At 63.2% G+C, this 18,085-nt stretch carries 15 protein-coding genes and 1 tRNA gene; 5 read left to right on the top strand and 11 right to left on the bottom strand.

Annotated features, from left to right (window positions below):
- Positions 1-24 precede the first annotated feature (24 nt).
- The 4 genes from BJL86_RS02485 to BJL86_RS02500 all read left to right on the top strand — a co-directional run bounded on the left by BJL86_RS02485 (position 25) and on the right by BJL86_RS02500 (position 3,733).
- Entirely contained in the window at positions 25-1,497 is a 1,473-nt protein-coding gene (locus BJL86_RS02485; protein WP_067475153.1) for a catalase, read from the top strand.
- Positions 1,498-1,869: 372 nt separating this feature from the next.
- Complete coding sequence (locus BJL86_RS02490) at positions 1,870-2,280, top strand: hypothetical protein (protein WP_156515326.1); 411 nt, start codon at positions 1,870-1,872, stop codon at positions 2,278-2,280.
- A 39-nt stretch (positions 2,281-2,319) separates the two neighbouring features.
- Positions 2,320-2,670, top strand: coding sequence for a hypothetical protein (locus tag BJL86_RS02495; protein ID WP_067475141.1), 351 nt, complete (start codon positions 2,320-2,322; stop codon positions 2,668-2,670).
- Between the two features lie 151 nt (positions 2,671-2,821).
- On the top strand, positions 2,822-3,733 hold the full coding sequence (locus BJL86_RS02500) for a VOC family protein (RefSeq protein ID WP_067475138.1): 912 nt from the start codon (positions 2,822-2,824) through the stop codon (positions 3,731-3,733).
- A 5-nt stretch (positions 3,734-3,738) separates the two neighbouring features.
- Here BJL86_RS02500 and BJL86_RS02505 read toward each other — a convergent pair whose 3' ends face one another.
- The 8 genes from BJL86_RS02505 to BJL86_RS02540 all read right to left on the bottom strand — a co-directional run bounded on the left by BJL86_RS02505 (position 3,739) and on the right by BJL86_RS02540 (position 12,388).
- Positions 3,739-4,101 (bottom strand): cation:proton antiporter, encoded by a 363-nt coding sequence (locus BJL86_RS02505; protein ID WP_067475135.1) that lies wholly within the window; start codon positions 4,099-4,101, stop codon positions 3,739-3,741.
- Positions 4,098-4,370, bottom strand: coding sequence for a monovalent cation/H+ antiporter complex subunit F (locus BJL86_RS02510; protein WP_067475132.1), 273 nt, complete (start codon positions 4,368-4,370; stop codon positions 4,098-4,100). Before BJL86_RS02510 ends, BJL86_RS02505 begins: the two co-directional genes overlap by 4 nt.
- Positions 4,367-4,717, bottom strand: coding sequence for a Na+/H+ antiporter subunit E (locus BJL86_RS02515; protein ID WP_067475130.1), 351 nt, complete (start codon positions 4,715-4,717; stop codon positions 4,367-4,369). Before BJL86_RS02515 ends, BJL86_RS02510 begins: the two co-directional genes overlap by 4 nt.
- A gap of 17 nt (positions 4,718-4,734) precedes the next feature.
- Positions 4,735-6,459, bottom strand: coding sequence for a proton-conducting transporter transmembrane domain-containing protein (locus BJL86_RS02520; RefSeq protein ID WP_067475127.1), 1,725 nt, complete (start codon positions 6,457-6,459; stop codon positions 4,735-4,737).
- Complete coding sequence (locus BJL86_RS02525) at positions 6,456-6,782, bottom strand: sodium:proton antiporter (protein ID WP_067475124.1); 327 nt, start codon at positions 6,780-6,782, stop codon at positions 6,456-6,458. Before BJL86_RS02525 ends, BJL86_RS02520 begins: the two co-directional genes overlap by 4 nt.
- A complete protein-coding gene (locus BJL86_RS02530) occupies positions 6,779-9,700 on the bottom strand; it encodes a DUF4040 family protein (protein ID WP_067475122.1) in 2,922 nt (973 codons plus the stop codon). The genes BJL86_RS02525 and BJL86_RS02530 overlap by 4 nt, the downstream gene beginning before the upstream one ends.
- Positions 9,701-9,819: 119 nt before the next feature.
- On the bottom strand, positions 9,820-11,883 hold the full coding sequence (locus tag BJL86_RS02535) for an acyl-CoA dehydrogenase family protein (protein WP_082908544.1): 2,064 nt from the start codon (positions 11,881-11,883) through the stop codon (positions 9,820-9,822).
- 190 nt (positions 11,884-12,073) lie between these two features.
- On the bottom strand, positions 12,074-12,388 hold the full coding sequence (locus BJL86_RS02540; RefSeq protein WP_067475119.1) for a GlsB/YeaQ/YmgE family stress response membrane protein: 315 nt from the start codon (positions 12,386-12,388) through the stop codon (positions 12,074-12,076).
- A gap of 370 nt (positions 12,389-12,758) precedes the next feature.
- Between BJL86_RS02540 and BJL86_RS02545 the strand changes: the two genes are divergently transcribed.
- Entirely contained in the window at positions 12,759-13,925 is a 1,167-nt protein-coding gene (locus BJL86_RS02545; protein ID WP_067473417.1) for an IS1249 family transposase, read from the top strand.
- A gap of 129 nt (positions 13,926-14,054) precedes the next feature.
- On the opposite strand, the gene BJL86_RS02550 is transcribed toward BJL86_RS02545, so the two are convergent.
- From BJL86_RS02550 to BJL86_RS02560, 3 genes are all read right to left on the bottom strand, one after another.
- Positions 14,055-14,128, bottom strand: a tRNA-Pro gene (locus BJL86_RS02550).
- A gap of 105 nt (positions 14,129-14,233) precedes the next feature.
- Positions 14,234-15,211 (bottom strand): metallophosphoesterase, encoded by a 978-nt coding sequence (locus tag BJL86_RS02555; protein WP_067477845.1) that lies wholly within the window; start codon positions 15,209-15,211, stop codon positions 14,234-14,236.
- Between the two features lie 79 nt (positions 15,212-15,290).
- A complete protein-coding gene (locus BJL86_RS02560) occupies positions 15,291-17,702 on the bottom strand; it encodes a penicillin-binding protein (protein ID WP_067477842.1) in 2,412 nt (803 codons plus the stop codon).
- Positions 17,703-18,085: the final 383 nt, after the last annotated feature.

An 18,085-nucleotide genomic window follows, 5' to 3' on the forward strand; every position in this document is an offset into this window, starting at 1 on the left:
ATCCCGGCCGGATCGCCGACGACCATGAACAGTGGCGTTCCCGTCCCCAGCGACGAGTACTCGGCGCAGGTCGGACAGCAGGGCCCGCACCCGAGCCACGATGTGTACCTCATCGAGAAGCTCGCGCAGTTCAACCGTGAGCGCGTTCCGGAGCATCTCGTCCACGCGAAGGGTTCGGGCGCGTTCGGCGAGCTCGAGGTCACAGAAGACATTTCGAAGTGGACCAAGGCGGACTTCCTGCAGAAGGGCAAGAAGACCCCGATGCTCGCGCGTTTCTCCACCGTTGCCGGTGAGCAGGGCTCGCCGGACACGTGGCGCGACCCGCGCGGTTTCGCGCTCAAGTTCTACACCGAGGACGGCAACTACGACCTCGTGGGCAACAACACCCCGGTGTTCTTCGTCCGCGATGCGATCAAGTTCCCCGACTTCATCCGTTCGCAGAAGCGTAAGGGCGGTTCGGGCCTTCGTAACAACGCGATGCAGTGGGATTTCTGGACGCTGTCGCCGGAGTCCACGCACCAGGTCACCTGGCTGATGGGCGACCGCGGCTTGCCGAAGACCTACCGCCACATGGACGGTTTCGGTTCGCACACCTACCAGTTCATCAACGCCGCGGGTGAACGAAACTGGGTGAAGTTCCACTTCAAGACGAATCAGGGAATCGACTTCCTCACCCAGGACGAGGCCGACAAGCTCGCCGGTACCGACCCGGACCTGCACCGCAAGGACCTCTTCCAGTCGATCCAGAACGGCGACTTCCCGTCCTGGACGCTGTACGTGCAGATCATGCCGGTCGACGAGGCGGACGGCTACCGCTTCAACCCGTTCGACCTCACCAAGGTCTGGTCGCAGAAGGACTACCCGCTGCACAAGGTCGGCACGATGACCCTCAACCGCAACCCGCTCAACTTCTTCTCGCAGATCGAGCAGGCTGCGTTCGAGCCGTCCAACCTCGTGCCCGGTATCGGCTTCTCTCCTGACAAGATGTTGCTCGGCCGCGTGTTCGCTTATGCGGACATCCATCGCTACCGGATCGGTGCGAACTACCAGCAGCTCCCTGTTAACCAGCCTCTCGCGCCGGTTAACTCGTACGCGAAGGAGGGGGCGATGAACTACCAGTTCCATCACCCCGCCGTCGCCGAGTACTACCCGAACTCGACCGGTGGGCCCGCTGCACAGCCGGAGCGCGCCTTCGACTTCGGCGAGTGGGACACCAAGGGTGCCAACATCTACCGCGGCGAGTACGTCCAGCATGCCGAAGACTCCGACCAGGCCCAGGCGACGACTCTCTACCGCGACGTCATGGACGATGCAGCGCGTGAGCGCCTTGTCGGCAACATCGTCGGCCATGTCTCGGCGGTCGACCCGTCCGAGACCGATCTCCTCGAGCGTGTCTACGCCTACTGGGGCGCGGTCGACGAGGGCCTCGGCCGCAAGGTCCGCGACGGGGTCGAGTCGAACCCGAACCGCGGCGACGCCAAGCTCGGCTGGAACTAAGCCCAGTCGCCCGTGGTCGCCCGCCCCTCGGCGGGAGGCCGCACCTGCCCGAGGCGCTGCCCCGTACTCCACGTGAGTGCGGGGCAGCGCCTTTTTTCGTCCCCGTGGACGACGACAAACAAACAAACAAACCAGGTATGACGGCGGACCTAAGTACTTCCCAAGCGGCCGCCGAGTTTTCTCGGCCGTAATGGAGCCATCAACAACGCCGCGTGGCGCGATGCGCTGCGCAGCCGAGGCCATCGTGTGCGAGAAATCTACGAGTGTAAAGGTGAGCGAAAACTTAGCTGTTAACGCCTCCGGAGAGCCGCGCCGATGTATCGGGTGGACAGAGCCACACCCCCTCAAGAGCGCTACGGAAGGATGCTCGTCATGTCGAAGAAGGCCCTTTCCATCGCAGCCGCAACCCTGTTCGCCCTCGGTGTGGGCGCCCCAGCGGCCTCGGCACAGCACACCGCCACACCGAAACCCGCGCCGAATCCCGTCGGCCAGATCCTCGGCGACGGTCCGAAGGGCGGCATCGAAACGCCGCCGTCGATCGGCAGCCTCGACACCGAGCAGTCGAAGCCCGTCATCGACGCGATCACCACCACCAACACCAGCGATCCGATGAACGAGCTGGATTGCATCACCACCCACTTCGAGCAGATGAACACTGATGCCAAGACCTGGGGCTACACCGGGTGCGAGGCCGACGAAGAAGGCAACTGGACGTTTACCTGGCAGTCCATCGCCCCCGAGTTCGCATTCCTCGAGCCGTTCATCGTTTACGCCGACGCCTAGGCGCCCCTCGTACCGATCCCACTCTTCGAAAGGCCCGTCATGCTCAGAAAAACCCTCGCCGCCACCGCCGCAGGGCTCCTCGCCGTATCGCTCGGGGTCGGCACAGCCTCCGCGCAGTCCGCCGACGCCCCCGAACAGGCCGCAACTTCCTCGGCGACAGGTTCGCTGCAGTCCGGTCCGCTGTTCGATCTGCTCACCGAACAGCACGAGTCGGCGCCCCAGGAGAACCTGTACTTCTGCGGGAAGGCGCAGCGTCATGACAAGACCACGGCTCCATGGAAGCTTGACGTCTCCGAGTGTGAGGAGAATGCCGATGGGGAGTACTTCTACACCTGGCGAGAGGTGAAAGAAGAGTTCAAGTTCCTCGAAGGTCTCATCACCGGGGCCTAGCATCCTCGTCGGTGCCCAGCCCCGCCACCGGCCCTCGCCTCGACAACTGTTGAGGTGCGGGCCGGTACTTTTTGCGCACAAACGGACAAGCAGCCATGCACGCCGCGCGGTTACCTTGGAAGCAGCCACCGAACTGCGAGGAGAACTCCCGATGTCCGACGTCAGCACTACCTCCCAGAAGATCGTCCCCAACATCTGGTCCAACCAGCGAGCCGAGGAGCAGGCAGAGTTCTATGCCGATGTGTTTCGCGATTTCTCCTCCGAGGTGACGGGCCGATACCCGACCGAGGGCCTGCCCGATTTCCAGAAGGACATGGCCGGTAAACCGGTCACGGTGGACCTGCAGCTCGCGGGCACGCGGATCACGATCATCAATGCCGGACCCGAGTTCGAGCCGAACCCGTCGGTCAACTTCATGCTCAACTTCGACCCGGTGCTGTACCCGGATGCGAGCGAGTACCTGGACGCGACGTTCGAGAAACTCGCCGACGGAGGTTTCGTGATGATGCCCAAGGACGAGTACCCGTTCAGCAAGAAGTACGCGTGGGTGATGGACAAGTTCGGGGTGAGCTGGCAACTTATCCTCACCGATCCCGCCGGCGAGCCTCGCCCGTTCGTGTTGCCCTCGCTCATGTTCTGCGGGGCGGCTCAGAACAAGGCGCGCGAGGCAGTGAGTTCCTATATCGAGCTGATTCCGGGATCGAGCTGGGGAAACGTCGCCGAGTATCCGGAGCAGACGGGCCCGGCTGAGGCGGGCACGATTGTGTTCTCCGATTTCCAACTCGCCGGGCAGTGGTTTACCGCGATGGATTCGGCGGTCGAGCAGCCGTTCACGTTCAACGAGGGCATGTCGCTGATGATCATTGCGCACGGTCAGGACGAGATCGACCGTTACTGGGCCACGCTGTCCACGGTTCCCGAATCCGAGCAGTGCGGCTGGTGCAAGGACGCGTTCGGGCTCAGCTGGCAGGTCGTGCCCGACAATATGGACGAGCTGATGAGCAGGCCCGGGGCGTACGAGGCGATGATGCAGATGGGCAAGCTGGAGATCGCCAAGTTCTAGGGGTTCTACTCGTCGAGGTCGCGCGTGTCGGTGTCCGGGTCGAGAGGAGTGTCCGACATGAACACCGCGCGTGCGATAGTCATCGAGGCGATGGTCACGACGAAGAACGTCGCGAAGATCGCGATGAGAACCTCGCCGAGATTCACCCATGTGAAGCCGTGCTCCACGGTCACGTGAGCGAACGCCGCGAGGATGAAGAACACCATGCCGAGTCCTGTGGCCACCGACATCGTATTGGTTCGGCCGAGGGCGTCGCGGACTCGATTGACCGCGACCATGGCGGTGAGGAAGCACAGCGCGCCGAGGATCGCAGGGACACCGACGGCAAGGTCTGTCCAGATGGTTTCGGAAAGCGGGTTTTCGTTCATCGTCGTCCTCGGGAAATCAGCCTGGCCAGGGCAACAGTCGACAGGATTCCGATCAGTGAGCCGATCATCATGACATCGAGGGCAACGACCGATTCCCTCCACATCATGAACAAGGCGAACAACGCCAGCGCACTGAAGTAGACGATGTCCGCGAGGACGATTCGGGTCTCGTCGTCGCGGTCAAACACGATGCGAAGCGCGGTGCCGACCAACGACAACGCCATGATTACCAGCGCGGCGCCGAGTAGCCATGCAAGAAGAGTGCTCATTGCTCGCTTCCTTCCTCTCGGCTGCGGGAACGCTCAGGCGAATCCTTTGAGGACAGCACGGAAAGTAGACGTCGTTCCATGTCCTTGAAGCCGGCGATCAGTTCGTCGTGGTCCCCACCGAGTACGCAGTGGACGTAGATTTCGCGATCTCCGATGCCGATCACCAGGGTCGACGGAGTCACGGTGATCGCCCACGACAACATGGTCGCCTGGAGGTCGGTCGTCCCCATCAACGGGTACCTGACGATAACGGGCGGGCCGACTCGCCCGGGGGTGAGCGATGCCCTGGCGACGTCGCGCGTCGATTTCAGGATCTGTAACAGCAGCCACAGTGAGACGGCCGGCACTCGTGCGATTCTGCCTATCACTTGCTCGTCTCCCTTTCACCATCGAACGAAGCGTCGCCGCCGAAGAGTTCGATGGGCCCATCGCCGCCTCCGAGCGGACGGATCAGAGAATGTCCTTCCACGGCGTCCGAGCCCAGAACCGATTGCACGTATCCGCGCGTATCGATAAGTCCCGAAACGGCGGAGTCGACGGTTTCCGCAAGTGGCTGGTAGCCGAAGAACATCGCGATACTGAGCCCCGCGAAAACGACGGCAGGGCCCTTTGCGATACCGGCGATCTTCTTCTCCGGTGCCGGGGCGGATTCGGTCTCGACGTCGGTGTATTCGTCTTCGTCGTCGTCCGCGTCCTCGTCCTCGTGTTCGGGAGCCGAGCCGGACGAAGCTCCTCGATCCCACATCACTCGGCGCCACAGCCGAATCATCGCGATGAGGCCGAAGAACCAGCCGAGGCACACGACTGCGAGCATGATCAGGCCCGTCCAACCGCCCGCTTCTGCGCCGGCGCGGACGACTTCGAATTTGCCGATGAGGCCGCTGGTCAAGGGGAGGCCGATGAGCGAGGCGACGAGCACGACTGCGACGATCGCGAGGCTCCGTTCGCGCCACCACATGCCGTGCAGGGAATTCTGACCGCTGACCCGGACCGTTCCGTAGTGATGCTCCATCACGCCGAACGCCGAGATCAGTCCACCAACGGTGATCATGTGGTGGATCATGTACACGATGGTGGCGGTCAGCGAAGCTGTAACCAACGGCGCTGCCAGCTGCGGTGCACCCTCGATGCCGCTCTGGGTCGATCCGACCGCGAGGGACGCGAGAATGACGCCGACGCCGGCGACCATCTGCCATGCGATGACGCTGCGTACCCGTGATCCCGAGCTCGAGGCGATCGAACCGGTGAGTGTGGTGGCAAGGGCGACGGCGAGGAGAAGCCATCCCCAGCTCGGATCGAGGTCGAAGGCGACGGTCCACACCCGGATGACCGCGTAGAGCGCCACCTTGGTGTGCAGTCCGGCGAACAGAGCCATGACGCCGGGGCTGGTGTGCGGATAGGTCTGTGGGAGCCACCCATGAACGGGAGTCGCGCCGGCCTTGATGCACAAGGCCACGAGCACGAGCCCGAGAGCGAACGCCAATCGGCCGTCCTCACGTGCCGCCCCGGCGAGTGCCGAGAGGTTGACTGTTCCGGCCACGCCGTACACGAAACCGACTGCCGCGAGAAGCAGGGTGGAGGTGACGAGATTGACGATAACGAAGAGTCGCCCCGCCGAGATGCGGCGTTTCGTTCCTGTCATGGCGAGCAACGCATAGGACGGAAGCAGCATGACTTCCACCCAGACGAACAGGTTGAAAAGGTCTCCGGTGAGCATGGCACCGTTGACGCCGCCGAGGAGCAGGAGCGTCAAGGCAGTAAAGTACCGATTCCGCCTGATATCACCGGTCGCGTCGCTCAGCCACACACCGAGCACCGTGACCAGTGCACACAGGGTGAGCATGAGCGCCGAAAAGGTATCCGAGACGAGTGGGATCGACACTCCGGGCACGAAGCTGCCGATGTTGATCGCAACGGCCGCTTCTCCGCGAAGGTGAAGGAGAAGCGCGAAAGCACCGATCAGGGATGCCGCAGGGACGGCAAAGGCCAGTACGCGACGAATCGCCGAGAACGGAATGAGCACCGCCGCCGCGCTGGCGATGATGGGGACTCCGGCAAACAAGGGGAGAAGGGCACCGATGTTTGTCATTTCGCCTCTCCCGTCTCGGGGACGGTTGTGGTGTCGTCATTGTGGCCGATCACTGCGAGAGCACACATATAGATGGTGACCGCCATAGAGATGACGATCGCCGTCAGTACGAATGCCTGCGGCAGCGGATCGGCCGCGTCGGCGGGGCTCGTATGGCCGGCAATGGGTTCACCGCGCCATGCACCGACGCCGGTGACGAGGAGAAGGAGGTTTACCGCGTGGCTCAGCAGGGTGACTCCGAAGACGATTCGGATCATGTCCCGCTGAACGATCAAATAGGATGCCCCGGCAAGGAGGATGCCAATGGTAAACGCGAGGATCATTGCGCCTTCACCTCCTCATTGTCGGTTTGTGACGCGCGCTTCATCAGATCCGTCCCCAACACGTTGATGGCGACGAGGACAACGCCCAGCACCGCCAGCGACACGCCGACATCGAAAATGAGCGCGCTCGACAGGTGGACCCCGGCGATATCCCAGTGGTCCGGTTCGAGGAACGTACCCCAGAGATAGCCTGCGATGCCGGTGAGCCCGGCAACTCCGATCCCTGCGCCGATAACCACAGGAGCGCGACCGGGCGGGGAGACCACCTGGGCAGTCGACTTCGAGAGGTAGACAAGTGCGATGGCGGACGACGCCACGAGTGCCGCGATGAAGCCGCCACCCGGGGCGTTATGGCCGCGCCAGAACAGGATCGCCGCCACCACGAGCAAGACCGGAACCGTGAACCGGGCGGCGAGGCGCAGTGGCACGGTGTTCCGGCGTGCATCGGCAAAGACACGCTGCACGTGCGGTGAGCTACGTCGTTGGAACTCCGGCGGCATATCGGGGAAGTCGACGTCGGGGTCGAGGTATTCGCTGCGTAGCGAGGCGAGTACGGCGAGGATGGCGATACCCGCGACGCCGAGCACCGCCAATTCGCCGAAGGTATCCAGCGCACGAAACTCGACGAGGATGACGTTGACGACGTTGTGGCCTCCGGTGATCGGCTCGGAATTTTCGAAGAGATAGGTGCCGATTTCGGACCGCTCACGCCTCGAGGTGAGGAGCAGGGTGCCGATTGTCCCCGCGGCCCCGACGATGAGGGCGAGGATGATTCCCGCGGTTCGCCGGGTCGGTGAGGGGGGCTGAAAGTTGGGTGGGAGCTTGCGGAGCACGAGCATGAAGATGATGACCGTGATCGCTTCGACCATGAGCTGCGTGATGCCGACATCGGGGGCGCCGAGGCTGAACATCTGTACCGTGATCGAAATGCCGACCGCAGACAGCAGTACAACCGATCCGATCCGCGACGTCACCGTGCAAAGTCCCACCACGGCGACGGCGATGGCGCCGAGGAGAATTCCGTCCGACGTTCGATTCAACCCCGGGTGCAGGGGGATCGCCTGATCGAGCCCGCCGGATGCGAAAACAGCGAGGATGCCGAGTCCGCACGCAGAGCCGAGCAAAGGCATGAGGTGGCGGTCGGGAGAATCGGAGTTCGTGAGGTACGCGATCGCCGCACCTGCTCGGCGCAGTTCACGGGTCGATGCTTCTGCGATGCCGGCCCCGTCGAACGGAAGCAGGTCCCCTGTAAGTGCACGTTCGATGGGGCGCCGCCACCATGCGAGGACGGCGCCGACCCCGATGACCAGGATTGTAATGCCCAACTCGAGGTTGGCCCCGTGCCAGAGCGCGAGATGAGAGTGTGGATCGCTTCTCGGGATCGCGGCCGAGGAGAACGCGTCGAGGAAGGAATCGAGCGGACTCATCCATGCCACCATCGGTAGACCGGCAATGGCGGGGATTGCGGCCGACCACAGCATCACCGGGGATACATGCGAGGCGTGTGAGGCCTTGTCGGTGGCGCGTGCTGCGGGATCGGTGTCGATGAATGCGCCGAAGATGATGCGAGCACAGTAGGCGAAGGTGCCGATGGCGCCGAGTGTTGCGGCGGCCAGGACGATCCAGCGAAGCGCGCCGTCATCCAGAGATGCAAATGCGGCGAGCATCGACTCCTTGGACACGAATCCGAGCAACGGGGGGATTCCGGCCATGCCCGCGGCACCGACGAGCGTCGCTGTAAAAGCGATGGGCATCGCTCGAACGCGGTGAGCGATTTTACGAAGATCTCGGATGTCTCGGGTGTGCATGGCGTGATCCACGACGCCGACCAGCATAAACAGCCCCGATTTGAACAGCGCGTGCGCAAGGGTGTGCAGTGCTGCCGCAGCGAGCGCGGCGTCCGTGCCGACGCCGATGGCTGCGATGATCCAGCCGAGCTGGGACACCGTCGAATACGCCATGAGCTGCTTGAGGTCGAACTTCTGGAGCGCGAACAGGGCCGCCATGATCGCGGTGCCGAGACCGACCGAGATAAGCAGCGTCTGCCACACGTCCAGATCCGAAAATGCCGGCGAGAATCGCATGGCGAGGAAGATGCCGGCTTTGACGACCGCCGCCGCGTGTAGATAGGCCGAAACCGGCGTTGCAGCGGCCATGGCTCCGGGGAGCCAGTAATGAAACGGCCACTGGGCCGATTTGGAGAATGCGGCAACCGCGACGAGCACGGCGACGAGCGTCGCCACAGGAACGTTGTCGCCCCATACCGAGCTCTGTAGCGCGTCGGAAATGCGGTCGGTCCCGGTGTAGAACCACGTGATCGCTATCCCGGCGAGAAGCGCGAGACCACCGGCGAATGTCGCGGCCAACGTCCGCATCGCCGCCGCGAACGCAGGACGACCGGAACTGAGAATCAGCGCGAAACTTGCCAGCGACGTGATTTCCCAACCGACGTAGAGGACGGCGAGGGAATCGGTGAGGACGAGCAGCAGCATGCCCAGCGTGAAGGCGGTGATGAGCTGGTAAAAGGCATACCCGGGAGCCTTGGCGAGCTCAGTTCCCGGCGGCAGCGCCGAATGGGCCGGAACGGTGCCGGCTTCGGCCGGGATCTTCTTGTCGAGGTATGCGGTGGAGTAGATGAGGACGATGACACCGATCCCCAGCGCGAGAAGTGCGAAGAACACCCCGATCGGCTCACCGACAAACACCGCCTCCCAGCCCCGGGCCGGGACCCAGGAAATGGTTGCCGTCGTTCCCGCACCACCGCCGAAAACGGTCGATGCCTCGGGGAGGAGCGCCACAAATCCTGCGAGGTACAGCAGCGCTAGAGGCCAGCCCGCAGCCCGACCGAGAAGGCGGGTGAGAGGCCACGCCAAAGTCGTCGCGAGGGCTGACGCTCCGATGCTCAGAAGAAGCGTCATGGATTTACCTTAACAATCGGCGTCGCTGCTCCTGGGCATTAGCCAAGGGAACCTTGGTGAGTGACGATCAGTCGCGGAGGGATCGCACCGTCGGCGCAAGGAGGCTAAGCGCCACCCGATCATGCCTTGAAACCCGCCGGTTGTTCGCCATCCTCGGGATCGACGCCGGCCTCTCGGAGCATCGGAACGTCGGTGAGGAGGTCCGGGATGCCGAAAGCCTCAATGAGATCGGCGGCGTAGTACGAGAGCGAACGGCACAGTCGGTTGTAGGCGGCTGTCGCGGCCTTCGTCCGTTCGGTCGTGAGGCGGTTGTGCTCGAGGAACCAGCCCTTGTTCTTGTCAACGATGTCGAGGAAGTACAGATCCAGCAGAGCGTCGAGCACCTCGGCGGTGGCCGGGTCCTCCTCCTGGATTTTGTCGATTACCTCGATGAAACGGTCGAACACGTATAGATCCATGTGCGCCCTGCCAACCGCGAGGATGTGGTCCTGGGCGCCGTTGAACGTGTCGAACGCGGAGATCTTGTCGTTGGAATCGGCGCGACGCATTCGCTGCGCGGCGGTTTCCACGAGGTGCTCCTCGCGGTCGGTGAGCAGGCGCAGCTGGTGTCCGCGCTCGAGTAGGTCGGTGTTCTCCCGGTCCGTCACCGAATCGACGATCTTCTGCCAGAGCGTCGTCGCGCGTACGCGCTCCTGAACCATGTCGCCGACGGTGCCGACGACGGTACCCACGAGGTGGACGGGATCCATGTCCGAGAACTCGTTGGCGTACGCGGTGAGCTGCTCCTTCGCGACGAGCTGGGTGAGAACGACGTTGTCGCCCTCGAATGTGGAGAACACATCGAGGTCGGCGCGGATACCGGTCAGCCGGTTCTCTGCCATATATCCGGCTCCGCCGCAGGCCAAACGCATTTCGTTGACGGTGTCATTGGCCCAACCGGAGACCGTGGCCTTGATTCCCGCAGCATGCGTTTCGAGCTGGCGGCGCTCGAGTTCGTCATAGGAGTCCGGGTTCGCCTCGAACGCGTGCAGCTCGGAGATGATCGCGTTCTGTGCGATTCCATACGCGTAGGCCTGTGCGATGCGGGGCATGAGCCGCCGCTGGTGCTCCCGGTAGTCGAGCAGCAATACCGCGTCTGACGTCGAAGGATGCTCGAACTGGCGGCGGCGTAGGGCGTACTGCGTGCCGATGGACAGGGCGAGGCGGGCGGCCGCGCCCGACGCGGCGCCGACGGAGACACGGCCGCGGATCAGAGCGCCGAGCGTGGTGAAGAAACGCTTGCCGGAGGACTCGATGGGAGAGGTGTAGGTGCCATCGGCTTCGACATCGCCGAAACGATTGAGCAGGTTCGACTTCGGAATGCGTACATGATCGAAGATGATCGTGCCGTTGTCGACGCCGGGAAGACCGCCCTTGGGGCCGTGGTCGCCCGTCGTCACCCCCGGCAGGTCGTTACCCTCGTCGTCGCGGATCTGCACGACGAAGCAGTGCACGCCGTTCGATTCGGCCTCGGCATCGTCCGGCCCCTTGGTGATGAGCTGGGCAAAAACCGCGGCATACTGGGCGTCACGTCCCGCGCCACCGATGTACGCCTTCTGCGCCGCCGGGGTCGGGCTGTTGATGATGAATTCCTGGGTCTCCGGGTCGAACGTCGCCTCGGTGGTGAGGTTCTGAACGTCGGAGCCTCCACCGATCTCGGTCATCGCGAAGCAGCCGACGATGGACAGGTCGATCGTGCCCGGGAGGTACTTCTGGCGGATTTCCTTGCCGCCGAGATTGGAGACGGCGCCGCCCCACAGACCCCACTGCACGCCGGACTTGACCATGGTGGACAGGTCGACCATGCCGAGCATCTCGAATGCGGTGAGGGCCTTGCCCGTCTCGCCGGTGCCGGAGTCCTCTTCCTTGAACGCCGCCTTGGCGAAGCCGCCCTCGGCGAGAGTGTTGAGATCCCGGAGCACCTTATCGCGGTACGCGGTGCGATCGATGTCCAGCGCCGGGAGCATATCTTCGGTGATCTTGTTGCGCACTTCCTCGCGCGCCTCGGGCCACTGCCCGTCGAGTGCCTTCTGGAGGAGCGCGACGCTCGGCTCCGGGAAGTGCGTGCGGTGCGAACTGGTCGTCCGATCTGCCTGTGCGTCTTGTTCTATGGCGGACTTGTCCGAGGAATCTTTAGCGCTCATGACCCGACACTACCGAAGGGAGCAGGGTTGACGACGGCAAAAGTTATCTAGGCGCACTCCAGTTCTTCGCCGTGCGCAGAGGCCCGAAATGCGCGAAGGCACTGCGCCACCGGGAAGGGGAATTCCTCCCGGCGAGCGCGGTGCCTTCCGCGTTCCCGTCGTGAAGCCGGCCAGGAACCGAGCCGCTGCGCTACTTGGTCTTGTTGCGACCGAAGATGAGCTTGAGAATGAACAGCAGCACACATGCGCCGATGAGGCACGTGATGAAGCTGAAGATCCAGCCGCCGCCCTCGACGTCGAGATTGAGCAGGCCGCTGAGGATCCAGCCGCCGAGGAAGCCGCCGATGATGCCGACGACGATATTGGCGATGAGGCCCATCTGCTCGTCGGTCTTCATGATCTTGGAGCCGATCCAGCCGGCGAGGCCACCGATGATGATCCAGGCGATCCAGCCGAGGCTGGGCGACTGCAATCCGTCCGCGAGAATTACGAAGTTGGTATCCATAACGCTAATCATGGACTATAAATCGGCTGAAAGCACGCATAGTTGCCAAATTGGTACCTAGTAAATATGTTGGCACACAATAATTTTGACCTCTGGTGGGCGGGTGAATTCGGGACTCCGCCGTCATTTGCGGTGTGCTTTATCGGTGCGAAGAAAGTGATCGAGAACACTGGAATTCGTCGAGATGCGGGGTCGGCCAAGCGATATGGGGAAACGATTTCGGGGCTAAGGGACAAAAAGTGTGTCTGAGATCGGTGATTTGTGAGGGATGAGCTGCGCGGATTCGATATTTATAATCCGCTGATCATTATTTCGCGACCTTACGTGACATCTGCAGCCGGTTATGAGTGCCGGGGCGTGTGCTGGCGTAATGGCCCAAAATCACCCCGCATGCCCGATATGTGGTCACACGATGAAACGCAACGGCACAACAGGCGCCGGCACGACCAGATGGCGATGCCGATCGTGTGGATCCTCTTCGACCAAACACCGCCCCGATCGGCGGCTCGATGCTCGTTTCCGCTGGTTCATCGATTACCTCACCGGAACCGGCTCTCTCGACCAGGTTGCGGCCGACCACGGAATTTCCAGGCGCACCCTCAATCGCTATTTCCACACGTTCTGGTACGTCCAAGTCCCGGTCCCCGCCGACCGTTTCCGCGTCTATGACCAGCTATTTATCGACGGAACCTATACCGCAGCCGGGTGCCTGCTGGTGGCCGCGACCCGCACACACGTTGTGGCCTGGCACTGGGCCCGCCGTGAAAATATCCAGGCCTACCGCACCTTGCTCGAACATATGGCCCCACCACTGATGGTCGTCATCGACGGCGGCCAAGGCGCTGCCACCGCGATCGCCAAGCAATGGCCTCGCACGATCGTGCAACGCTGCCTGGTCCATGCCCAACGCAACGTCCGCCGCCACACCACCAGCAGGCCACGAACCGACGCCGGTCGAGCGATCTACCAACTTGCCCTGCAACTGACCCGCATCACGACCGTGGAACAGGCCACCGAATGGATCGTCCACCTCAACGACTTCGGACGGATCTACAAACACTGGCTCAACGAAAAGACCCCGCCACCTCCAGGTAAGACCGGCGCGTGGACCTTCACCCACGACCGAACCCGGAAAGCGTATAACAGCCTGCTCTACCTGCACAGACACAAACTGTTATTTCGCTATCTCGACCCGCCACCGGGCGCGATAGCCCCCGAACTCATCACAGCAACCACGAACACTCTCGAGGGCGGCATCAATGCCGGGATCAAAGTCCACGCCTTCGCCCACCGCGGACAAGCCGCCGAACACCAACGCCTGATGTGCGAATGGTGGCTCTATCTCAAAACCGAAGCCCCTGACGACCCGCTACAGATCGCCAGAGGCCAACAGTGGGGCAAGAACGCACTCGCCAAAGCACAAGCCCTCACCCACAACGAGAACCTCGCCGACCACGAAACCGGACGACCAGCCCTCTACGACAACGCTATCGAATGGTCCAACTCCCAAGGCATCCAAAAAGGATGGATCCACTAACGACACGCCCGAGCCAGACACACATTTTGTCCCTTAGCCCCGATTTCGCGCTAAACGCGAGAAATAACGAGGAGCTCTGGCCGGCACCAAATGTCGACCAGAGCTCTTCTGCCGTCTCAACCAACGGAGTCGGGGTGGCGGGATTCGAACCCACGACCTCTTCGTCCCGAACGAAGCGCGCTACCAAGCTGCGCCACACCCCGGTTGCTGTTTGCAGCACCGTCAACCATAGCGCACACACGCCTCGAACCACTAAACGGCAGGTAAAGGCGCTTTTTGGGTCATTATGGTCGGAGGTGGACGCGTGGCTATCCGACTGCCAGGGGCTCGCGCTCGGTCGAGGGGAGAGGAGCGACGGGCGCTTCCTTGCCCTTTGACTTCTGCGGCGTGAGTACGAGTAGCGAGGCCTCGGGCTGGCAGAACGTGCGGATGGGGACGAACGGCGAATTGCCGAGGCCGGCGCTGACATTGAGCATCAGATTGCGCCCCCACGCCGAGATCCCCTTGACCCGCGAGCGGTCGATACCGCAGTTGGTGACGATCGCGCCGGTGGGCAGGCACACCTGCCCGCCGTGGGTGTGGCCGGCGAGTGCCAGGTCGTACCCGTCGGCATCGAACGCGTCGAGGATCCGTGGCTCGGGCGAATGAGTGAGGCCGATGCGGACGTCGAATCCCGGCCCGGCGGGCCCGGCGATCGTCGAGTAGCGGTCCGCTTCCATGTGGGGGTCATCGACGCCGGCGATGAGAATTCGGACCCCGTTGACCGTCATGTGGAACTTGCGGTGTGTCGCGTCTTCCCACCCGTGCTCGGTGAGCGCGGCGCGCAGGTCGCGCCAGGGGAGCGGGGTTTCGCTCGTGCGCTTCTTGCCGAGCCCGACGTAGCTCAACGGATTCTTCGGGATCGGTGCGTAATAGTCGTTCGAACCGAAGACGAAGGCGCCGGGAAGGCGGAGAAGTGGTTCGAGTGCACGCATGACGGCGGGCACCGCACGATCGCTCGAGAGGTTGTCGCCGGTGTCGACGACGAAATCGGGGCGAAGGCGCGTGAGGCTGTGCAGGAACGCCGTCTTCACTCGCTGCCCGGGGAGCATGTGCAGATCGGAGATGTGCAGAATGCGTAGCGGGGAAGTGCCGGGTGGAAGGATCGGAAGCTCGACCTGGCGCACCCGATAATTATTGCGCTCGTACATCGTTCCGTACACGAGGCCCGTGGCGGCAGCGGCGATCCCTGCCTGGACGAGCGCCTGGGCGGTGGTTGGTTCAGCGGGACGACGTGATCGGGCCATAGGTCCACGATACTCGCCGGGCCACCACAATTATCCAACGAGAAACTTCGTGGGGGCCCGGCCGCGCGGTCGGGGCGGGCTAGCCGTTGGGAGAGATGGTGAGCGGGGCGTAGCCCGGCACGTCGCGAACCTCTTCGCCGTCCGGGCCGACGGTGGCGCCGCCACCGCCGCCCCCTCCGGGAGCCGAGCCGCCCCCGGAGGCGCCGGACCCGCCGGAGCCTCCGCTGCCGGAGCCGTCGGACACCGTGATCGTCATCGTGGAGCCGGGGATATCGAGATTTTCCTCGACCGAAAGGACCTGGCCGTAGGGCACGGATCCGCCGGAGGTGAATCGGGTCTCCACCGTATATCCGGCCGCCTCGAGCGCCGAAGTCGCCGCGGACTGGCTCATGCCGACGACATTGGGCGCGCCCTGGGCGGCGGTGGTGCCGGACTGATAGGCGGGATCCGGGGAGAAGGGTTCGATCTCGTCGAAGTGCCCGACGATCGGCATGAACGCCGTGTACCACGTGCGCGCCGGCTCGTCACCGCCGTAGAGGTCGCCCCATCCACACTGACGGAGGGGGGACTTACACAGCGAGGACGTTTCCGGGCCGTCGTTGAAGGCGTACGTGGCGGCGGCGAAGCGGTTGGTGATTCCGAGGAACGCCGAGGATCGGTGGGACTCGGTAGTACCTGTTTTGCCGGCCATCGGCAAATTCCACCCGGCCGCGGCCGCGGCGTTCGCCGAGGTGCCGCCTGGCTGATCATCCTTGCCCATCGCGGCGGCGAGCGAATTGGCCAGGCCCTCGGTGACGACCTGCTCGCACGGCTCCTCGTTCATCGACACCGGGCGGCCGTTCGCGTCGGTGATCGAATCGATCGGGCTCGGTGGGCACCACGTGCCCCCGGAGGCGAGCGTCGCGCCGACATTCGACAACTCGAGCGCGTTGACCGCGTCCGGGCCGAGGGTGAACGAGCCGAGATTGTTGTCGGTGACGAAGTCCTGGAGAGACTGTCCGTCGGGGGCGGTACCGTTCTCCGCGTACGAGCGCAGGCCGAGTCGCACGGCCATCTCCACCGTCGGTTTGACGCCGACCTGCGAGATCATGTTGACGAACGCGGTGTTCGGTGACTGCGCGAGCGCGTCGGTCAGGGACAGCGAGCTCGCGTATGAGCCGGCGTTCTCGACGCAATACATGCCCGCGGGGCACCCGGCGGCGCCGCCCGCGCCGAATCCTTCGAGCTGAACGCGAGACGGGACGGACACCGAGGTATTCGTACCCATGCCCTTTTCCATGCCCGCCGCGACGGTGAAGATCTTGAAAACGGAACCGGCGCCGTCACCCACCATGGAGAAGGGCTGCGGCTGGACGGTTTCCTCGTTGGTCTGGTCGAGGCCGTAGGCGCGCGAGGAAGCGATGGCCTTGACCTTGTGGGCGTCATCGCCCGGCTCGACGACGCTCATGACCTCGGCGACGCCGTCTCCCTGGGGCTGGCCGAAAGTGTCGAGCGAGTTCTGGACCGAGTCCTGGACCGTGTTGTCGAGGGTCGTCTTGATCGTGTAGCCGCCGCGGCTCATCGTCTCGCGGCTGATGCCGTTGGCCTGCAGATACTGGAGTACGTAGTCGCAGAAGAAGCCGCGCGAATCCGCGGTGATACAGCCGTTCGGGACCGCCTGCGGCTGGTCGAGAACGCCGAGTGGTTCCTGCTTGTACTGCTCGGCCTCCTGCGAGGTGATCGAACCGGTGCTGGCCATTGCGTCGATAATCGTGTTTCGACGATCCGTCGTGGCCTCGGGGTTCGTGTACGGGTTGTACATCGACGTCGACTGCACCATGCCGGCGAGCATCGCGGACTGGGGCACTGTGAGCTCGCTCGCGTCGGTACCGAAGTAGGTCTTCGCCGCGACCTGCACGCCGAAAGCCCCGTTGCCGAACGAGATCAGATTGAGGTACTTCGACAGGATCTCGTCCTTGGACAGTTCCTTGTCGAGCGCGAGCGCCATGCGGATCTCGCGCAGCTTACGTGCGGGGGTGACCTCGATGGCCTCGCGGCGCTCGCTCTCGGACTGCGCCGAGACGAGGAACTGGTAGTTCTTGATCAGCTGCTGGTCGATCGACGACGCGCCCTGTTGCACGCCACCGGCCGTGAAGTTGGTGACCATCGCGCGAGCCGTGCCCTGCCAGTCCACGCCCTGGTGGTCAAGGAATCGGCGGTCCTCCATGGAGATGATCGCGAGCTTGATGTTCTCCGAGATCTCGTCGGAGGGAACCACGATCCGTTGCTGGTCGTAGATCCATGCGATCGGCTGGTCCTCCGAATCGGTGACCGTGGTGATCTGGGGCATATCGCCCTTGATGAGGTCCGCGGAGGTGGATGCGAGAGAGCTGGCCATCTTATTAGAGGACAAGCCCACGGCGCCTACCACTGGGAACATCGAGCCGGCGAAGACGATACCGGCGGCGATGCAGGCCAGCAGCAGTCTTAGCAGCTTGGCGAAATTCGACACAGGCCGAATCCTATCGAATGAATCTGAGAGCCAACCCCCGCGGTGTCGCGTGTTCACCGGGTTTTCCCGGCGCCCCTCGGATCTGTCGGTTTGTGGCTCGGACCCTCGCTTCTGGACGCTTTATCAGTTCGAAATATTGAGCCCTATTTACTTTCGGCGTGTGACTGCGGTAACAATAGTTGTATCACCGTTTGTAGAGGCTGAGAGTTTTCAGGTTTCTCGGTACGGAGCTCGAACACGAGGCGGAGCGCTTTCGCTCCATCCTTGTGAGGGCGAAGTTCCGCGGATTTGGCTTATAAGCTGTTTGTGAACGGTGCACACAATTAAGTATGCATACATAAGTAGCGATGTCATGCATAAGGTTCACGGAGCGCAGCGCACCC

Source organism: Dietzia timorensis (assembly GCF_001659785.1).
Classification (GTDB): domain Bacteria; phylum Actinomycetota; class Actinomycetes; order Mycobacteriales; family Mycobacteriaceae; genus Dietzia; species Dietzia timorensis.

Coding starts and splice junctions, on each gene's coding strand:
- BJL86_RS02485 (WP_067475153.1), top strand. CDS start 25: ATGAACAGTGGCGTTCCCGTCCCCAGCGACGAGTACTCGGCGCAGGTC.
- BJL86_RS02490 (WP_156515326.1), top strand. CDS start 1,870: ATGTCGAAGAAGGCCCTTTCCATCGCAGCCGCAACCCTGTTCGCCCTC.
- BJL86_RS02495 (WP_067475141.1), top strand. CDS start 2,320: ATGCTCAGAAAAACCCTCGCCGCCACCGCCGCAGGGCTCCTCGCCGTA.
- BJL86_RS02500 (WP_067475138.1), top strand. CDS start 2,822: ATGTCCGACGTCAGCACTACCTCCCAGAAGATCGTCCCCAACATCTGG.
- BJL86_RS02505 (WP_067475135.1), bottom strand. CDS start 4,101: ATGAACGAAAACCCGCTTTCCGAAACCATCTGGACAGACCTTGCCGTC.
- BJL86_RS02510 (WP_067475132.1), bottom strand. CDS start 4,370: ATGAGCACTCTTCTTGCATGGCTACTCGGCGCCGCGCTGGTAATCATG.
- BJL86_RS02520 (WP_067475127.1), bottom strand. CDS start 6,459: ATGACAAACATCGGTGCCCTTCTCCCCTTGTTTGCCGGAGTCCCCATC.
- BJL86_RS02525 (WP_067475124.1), bottom strand. CDS start 6,782: ATGATCCTCGCGTTTACCATTGGCATCCTCCTTGCCGGGGCATCCTAT.
- BJL86_RS02530 (WP_067475122.1), bottom strand. CDS start 9,700: ATGACGCTTCTTCTGAGCATCGGAGCGTCAGCCCTCGCGACGACTTTG.
- BJL86_RS02535 (WP_082908544.1), bottom strand. CDS start 11,883: ATGAGCGCTAAAGATTCCTCGGACAAGTCCGCCATAGAACAAGACGCA.
- BJL86_RS02540 (WP_067475119.1), bottom strand. CDS start 12,388: ATGGATACCAACTTCGTAATTCTCGCGGACGGATTGCAGTCGCCCAGC.
- BJL86_RS02545 (WP_067473417.1), top strand. CDS start 12,759: ATGGCCCAAAATCACCCCGCATGCCCGATATGTGGTCACACGATGAAA.
- BJL86_RS02555 (WP_067477845.1), bottom strand. CDS start 15,211: ATGGCCCGATCACGTCGTCCCGCTGAACCAACCACCGCCCAGGCGCTC.